The sequence below is a fragment of the Brevundimonas sp. genome (assembly GCF_013823285.1).
Taxonomy (GTDB): Bacteria; Pseudomonadota; Alphaproteobacteria; order Caulobacterales; family Caulobacteraceae; genus Brevundimonas.
On sequence record NZ_PNLV01000135.1, the window covers coordinates 1 to 5,576 of the forward strand.

5 protein-coding genes and 1 tRNA gene are annotated in these 5,576 nt (G+C 69.7%); 5 read left to right on the top strand and 1 reads right to left on the bottom strand.

Features of this window, described 5'->3' with window-relative positions:
- Window positions 1–486: 486 nt before the first annotated feature.
- Entirely contained in the window at window positions 487–1,281 is a 795-nt protein-coding gene (locus C0461_RS13180; protein ID WP_292107653.1) for an RNA methyltransferase, read from the top strand.
- Window positions 1,282–1,350: 69 nt separating this feature from the next.
- Here the strand turns inward: C0461_RS13180 and C0461_RS13185 are convergent.
- Window positions 1,351–1,424: transfer RNA gene (locus C0461_RS13185), tRNA-Cys, on the bottom strand.
- Window positions 1,425–1,610: 186 nt separating this feature from the next.
- Here C0461_RS13185 and C0461_RS13190 point away from each other — a divergent pair.
- The 4 genes from C0461_RS13190 to C0461_RS13205 all read left to right on the top strand — a co-directional run.
- A complete protein-coding gene (locus C0461_RS13190) occupies window positions 1,611–2,240 on the top strand; it encodes a protein-L-isoaspartate O-methyltransferase (RefSeq protein WP_292107655.1) in 630 nt (209 codons plus the stop codon).
- Between the two features lie 125 nt (window positions 2,241–2,365).
- On the top strand, window positions 2,366–3,946 hold the full coding sequence (locus C0461_RS13195; protein WP_292107656.1) for a TolC family outer membrane protein: 1,581 nt from the start codon (window positions 2,366–2,368) through the stop codon (window positions 3,944–3,946).
- A gap of 144 nt (window positions 3,947–4,090) precedes the next feature.
- Window positions 4,091–4,738: a DUF2497 domain-containing protein gene (locus C0461_RS13200; protein WP_292107657.1), complete on the top strand. Its 648-nt coding sequence runs from the start codon at window positions 4,091–4,093 to the stop codon at window positions 4,736–4,738.
- A 92-nt stretch (window positions 4,739–4,830) separates the two neighbouring features.
- A partial coding sequence (locus C0461_RS13205) for a class I tRNA ligase family protein (protein ID WP_292107659.1) occupies window positions 4,831–5,576 on the top strand: 746 nt, incomplete at its 3' end.

Here is a 5,576-nt window from a genome sequence, read left to right on the forward strand (position 1 = left end):
TCGCCCCTCGTCGGGAGCTCACGACAGTTCACGACATGTTCACGCCTTTGCGTTCCGGCCGCCACTTTTCCGCGCCGGAGATGCAACCATATTGGCGGGAGAGGCGGCATGGGGCCGCCGGCGTCATGAACGAGTATTCAGATGGGCGGACGTGTTCTGCTTTTCATCCACCGTCACTTCTTCGCCACCCTCGCGACCGTGGCGGCGGCGACGCTCGTGCTGGCGGTGTTTCGCTAGGCCGAAACCGGTTCAGCCGGACCCAGTCCGACCGGGCCAGGATCTCGGTCCAGCACCATGCAAGAGCCTCGGCCCCGGCCGGCGTCGGTGCTAGACGGCGCCGGCCGGGCCCCCATTCCCGAGCCCGATATCCAGACAAAAAAAGCCCGGCGGTAAGGCCGGGCTGAAAGCAGTTCGGTGATGGTGGGTGTCTCCGAAAGCATGAAGACGCTTCTTCCTTCAGGCGATTTGGTTAATGCGGAGTAAACCATGACCCCCATCCCGATTCATGACCCCGACGATCCGCGCGTTGCGGACTATCGCCAGATCCGCGAGCGCGACCTGACCGGGCGCCGGGGTCTGTTCGTGGCCGAGGGGGCGGTGGTGCTGAATGTGCTGGCCTCACCCCAATCCCGGTGCCGAGCCGTGTCGGCCCTGATCGCGGAACCGCGGATCGGGACCCTGCGCCCGGTGCTGGAGCGCCTGGACGCCCCGGTCTATGCGGCCGGGCAGGCGGTGATGGACGCGGTGGCGGGCTTTCCCATCCACCGGGGCATCCTGGCGCTGGGCGAGAAGCCCGCCGAGCCTGACCTCACGAAGTTGCTGGGCGGCGCGCCCGGCGACGACCTGGTGGTCGCGGTCTGCGGCGTGGGCAATCACGACAACATGGGCGGGATCTTCCGCAACGCGGCGGCCTTCGGCGCCCACGCGGTGCTGCTGGACACCCATTGCTGCGACCCGCTGTACCGCAAGGCCATCCGCGTCTCGGTGGGCGCCGCCTTGCGCATGCCCTTCGTGACCGGGCTTGAGCCTCTTGCCATGCTGGACGCGCTGGAGGCCGCCGGGTTCTCCCTCCTGGCGCTGAGCCCCTCGGGCGGCGAGCGCTTGTCGGACGTGCGCCCCGGCGGCCGGGCGGCCCTGATCCTGGGCGCCGAGGGGCCTGGGCTGTCGCTCGCCGTCATGGCCCGCTGCCGCACCGTGGCCATCCCCATGGCGGGCGGTTTCGACTCCCTCAACGTGGCCGCCACCAGCGCCGTGGCCCTGCACCAGATGCGGTTCGGCTGAACCCGGGGCTTCATGGCGCGGGTCCGGCGCGTGACGCGTCACCGGCTCGAAGACTGTTTTGAAAAAGTTTGGAGGCCTGACCGAGAATCGAACTCGGGTGCACGGATTTGCAGTCCGCTGCGTAACCACTCCGCCATCAGGCCGCCGGGGCCCGTTCTGGGGCCGTGGCTTTCGAGAGGCGCGTTCGCTATCAGATCGCCCGGCTCCTCGCAACGCGCGTTTTCAATGTTCACTATGGGGGGCGCCGCGCGGCCTTGCCGGGCCCGGGCGGGCGGACCTATAAGGCGCGCAGGTTTTCAGCCGCAGGCTTTATCAGGATTCGAGCTGCCATGGACTTCGCCGCCGCCCGCACGATGATGGTGGATTCCCAGGTCCGCGTGAATGATGTGACCGACCGCGCCCTTCAGGCCGCCATGCTGGCTGTGCCGCGTGAGCGCTTCTGCGCCCCGGACCGTGCCTTCTCGGCCTATGCCGAGGTGGAATGCGAGATCGCGGACGGCCGGGTGCTGATGCTGCCGCGCGAAGCCGCCAAACTGCTCAGCGCCGTTGAGGCCAGGCCGGGCGAAACGGCCCTGGCCATCGGCGCGCCCTACGCCGGGGCCGTTCTGGCACGTCTGGGCGCGAAGGTGACGGCCCAGGAAGCGAATCAGGCGGTGCTGGACGTGGTCGCGCCCGCCCTGGCTGACGCCGGAGCCGAAACGGTGGTCGCCCCGTTCGATCAGCCCCACGGCGAGGGATATGACATCATCATCAGCGAAGGCGCCGTCGGCGTGCGGCCCCAGGCCTGGCTGGACGCCCTGGCCGTGGGCGGACGGCTGGCGGTGGTGGAGCGCACGGGCGCAGCGGGCCGGGGCGTGCTGTATCTGCGCGGACGGGACGGATTTTCGCGACGCGACCTGTTTGATGCGGCGCCGCCGATGCTGACGGGAATGACGCCGGAACCGGTGTTCAGCTTCTGAATTGAGCCGCGCGACGGAGTGACGCCCGTTCCGCGTGAAAAAAACTTAACTGGCGCGAAGGGCGGGCATTTCGCAAACCAGCCTGACGCGCGCGCATCTCGCGCCGGAATATTTGAGGACTGGTCATGGTGAGACGTACCCGCGCGCTGGCTTCCGCCGCCGCTCTGGCCCTGATGGCGGCCCTGGCCGGGCCGGTATCGGCGGACTCGCTGCAGGACGCCATCGCCCTGGCGTATCAGACCAACCCGACCCTGCTGGCCCAGCGGGCGCAGCAGCGCGCGCTGGACGAGACCTATGTCCAGGCCCGTTCGGGCCTGCGTCCCACCGTCGACGCCTCTGTGGGGGCCTCTTACACACGCAACTACGGCGACTCCGCCGGCGGCGGCGCCATCCCCGACATCCCGGTGCCGATCGACACCGACGGGGACGGAATCCCGGACGCCACGGGCACGATCCCCGGTGCGGCCTTCTCAAGCGGCGGGGCCGCGCGCGAGAGCAACTCGGGAAGCGTCAGCGTAGGCCTGTCCCAGACCCTTTACACCGGTGGCCGCATCGCTCACGGCATCAACGCCGCCGAAGCCAGCGTGATGGCCGGACGCCAGAACCTGCGCGCGGTCGAGCAGTCGGTGCTGCAAGGTGTGATCCAGGCCTATGTGGACGTGCAACGGGACATGGAGGTGCTGCGCATCCGCCAGGACAACCTGCAGGTTCTGCGCCGTCAACTGGAAGAGGCCAGCGCCCGGTTCGAGGTGGGCGAGATCACCCGCACCGACGTGGCCCAGGCCGAGGCGCGCCTGGCCCAGTCCGAATCGGATCTGGCCTCGGCCCAGGCGCAGTTGTCCGTGAGCCGCGCGGGCTACGCCGCCATCGTGGGCCAGACACCCGCGAATCTGGAGACGCCGCCGCCCCTGCCGGGCCTGCCGGCCGATTTCGAGGAGGCTCTGGACATCGGACTGGCCGAGAATCCCAGCCTGATCGCTGCGGAATACCAGTTGCGCGGCGCCGAGGCCCGGGTGGCCTCCGCACGGGGCCAGTATCTGCCCTCCGCCAGCCTGAACGCCAGCTACGGCGGGTCCAGCCGCCTGAATGATTTCGACCCGTTCGACCGGCCCAGCCTGAACGTGACCGCCAATGTCTCGGTGCCGCTGTTCACCGGCGGTCTGAACCGCTCGCGCGTGGCCCAGGCTCTGGAAGAGGCCAACGCCGCCCAGATCGGTGTCGAGGGCGAGCGCCGCGAGGTGCTGCGCAGCGTCAGCACCGCCTACGCCCAGATGATCTCGGCCCAGTCCTCGCTGCAGGCGGGCGAGGAGGCTGTGCGCGCCGCCCGCATCGCCGCCGAGGGCGTGCGTCAGGAGGCCCAGGTGGGGCTGCGCACCACCCTGGACGTACTGAACCAGGAGCTGGAGCTGCGCTCCGCCGAAGTCAGTCTGGTCACCGCCCGGCGCAACGACTACGTCGCCCAGGCCGCCCTGCTGGCCGCCATGGGGCGTCTGGAAGGTCCGACTCTGGCGCCGTCTCTGGACCCCTATGATCCCGCCTCCAACTTCCAGCAGGTCCGCAACCGCGGCGGCCTGCCGTGGGAGGGCGTCATCGAGGCCATCGACCGCATCGCCGCCCCCGCGATCATGCCGGCGAACGATCAGGTGGATGCCCCGATCGACCAGCAGCTGAAGTCTGAAATCGTCCGCACGGCGCCGGTGGAATAGGCGCGTCAATTCGCCGACGCGGCGAAAACGAGCGTTGATTCCCCCGCTTCTAAGTGCGACGACAAGGGCAGGGGGAAGACGCGCCGAACGGTGCGCGCTCCCTTGACGCTTGAAGATTGTGACCGTCCGCTTCGGGGATTCGCCATGACCGATCAGTCCGCCCAGGAACCGACCATGGAGGAGATTCTCGCCTCCATCCGGCGGATCATCTCCGAGGACGACGCTCCGGCCGACGCGCCCGCCGCCGAGGCGGCGCCGTCCGGGCCGGAACCCGAGTCCATGCCCGTTCAGGCCGAGGAAGCGCCCGCCGCTGAACCGGAATCCGAGCCGGCGCCTGAACCCGAGCCGGAGCCGGAGCCCCAGGCCGCCGCCCCCGAACCGGCTCCGCAGGCCGAGGAGGAGGAAGAGGTGCTGGAGCTGACCGAGCCCTATCAGGCGCCCGCCGCCGAGGAGAGCATCGGCGACCTGGACGTGTCTTCGCCCGAGCCGTTCCCTGAACCTTCGCCCGAGCCCGAGCCGGCGCCCGCCCCGCAGATGGCCCCGCAACCCGCCCCTGCCGCTGCGCCTGCCGAGTCCCTGGTCAGCGCCGCCGCCGCCGGCGCCGCCGCCTCGGCCTTCGCCGGCCTGACCGCCGCCGCACGCACCCCCGCCGACGCCCGCTCGCTGGAGGACATCGTGCGCGAACTGCTGCGGCCGATGCTGAAGGACTGGCTGGACGCGAACCTGCCCGGCATCGTCGAGCGCGAGGTACGCGCCGAGGTAGAGCGCATCTCCCGCCAGGGCGGCGCCTGACGCCGACGCTGGCCCTTCGGGCCCCATCCGACTATCTACGGAAGGCGGCTCCGACGGGGCCGCCTTTTTCTTTCCCACGAAACGATCACGCGATGCTTGAGAAGACCTTCGACCCCAGGGCCGCCGAACCGCGCCATTACGCCCGGTGGGAAGCCAGCGGCCTGTTCGCGCCCCGGGACCGCGCCGCGACAGACGGCGCCGCCGACGCCTATTCGATCGTCATTCCGCCGCCCAACGTGACCGGTTCGCTGCACATCGGCCATGCGCTGAACAACACGCTTCAGGACATTCTGGCCCGCTATCACCGCATGAAGGGCAAGGCGGTGCTGTGGCTGCCCGGCACCGACCATGCGGGCATCGCCACCCAGATGGTGGTGGAGCGCAAGCTGGCCGCCGAGGGCAACATCGGCCGCCGCGATGTGGGCCGCGACGCCTTCATCGACAAGGTCTGGGAATGGAAGGCCGAGAGCGGCGGGACCATCGTGCGCCAGCTGCGCCGCCTGGGCGCCTCCTGCGACTGGAGCCGGGAACGCTTCACCCTGGACGAGGGCCTGAACGCCGCCGTGCGCAAGGTGTTCGTGCAGCTGCACCGCGACGGCCTGATCTACCGCGACAAGCGGCTGGTGAACTGGGACCCCCACTTCCAGACCGCCATCTCGGACCTTGAGGTCGAGCAGAAGGAGGTGGAGGGCGCCTACTGGCACTTCGCCTATCCGCTGGCCGATGGCGTGACCTATGAGCATCCGGTCGCCTTCGACGAGGACGGCAAGGCGACGGAGTGGGAGACCCGCGACTACATCGTGGTCGCCACGACGCGGCCGGAGACCATGCTGGGCGA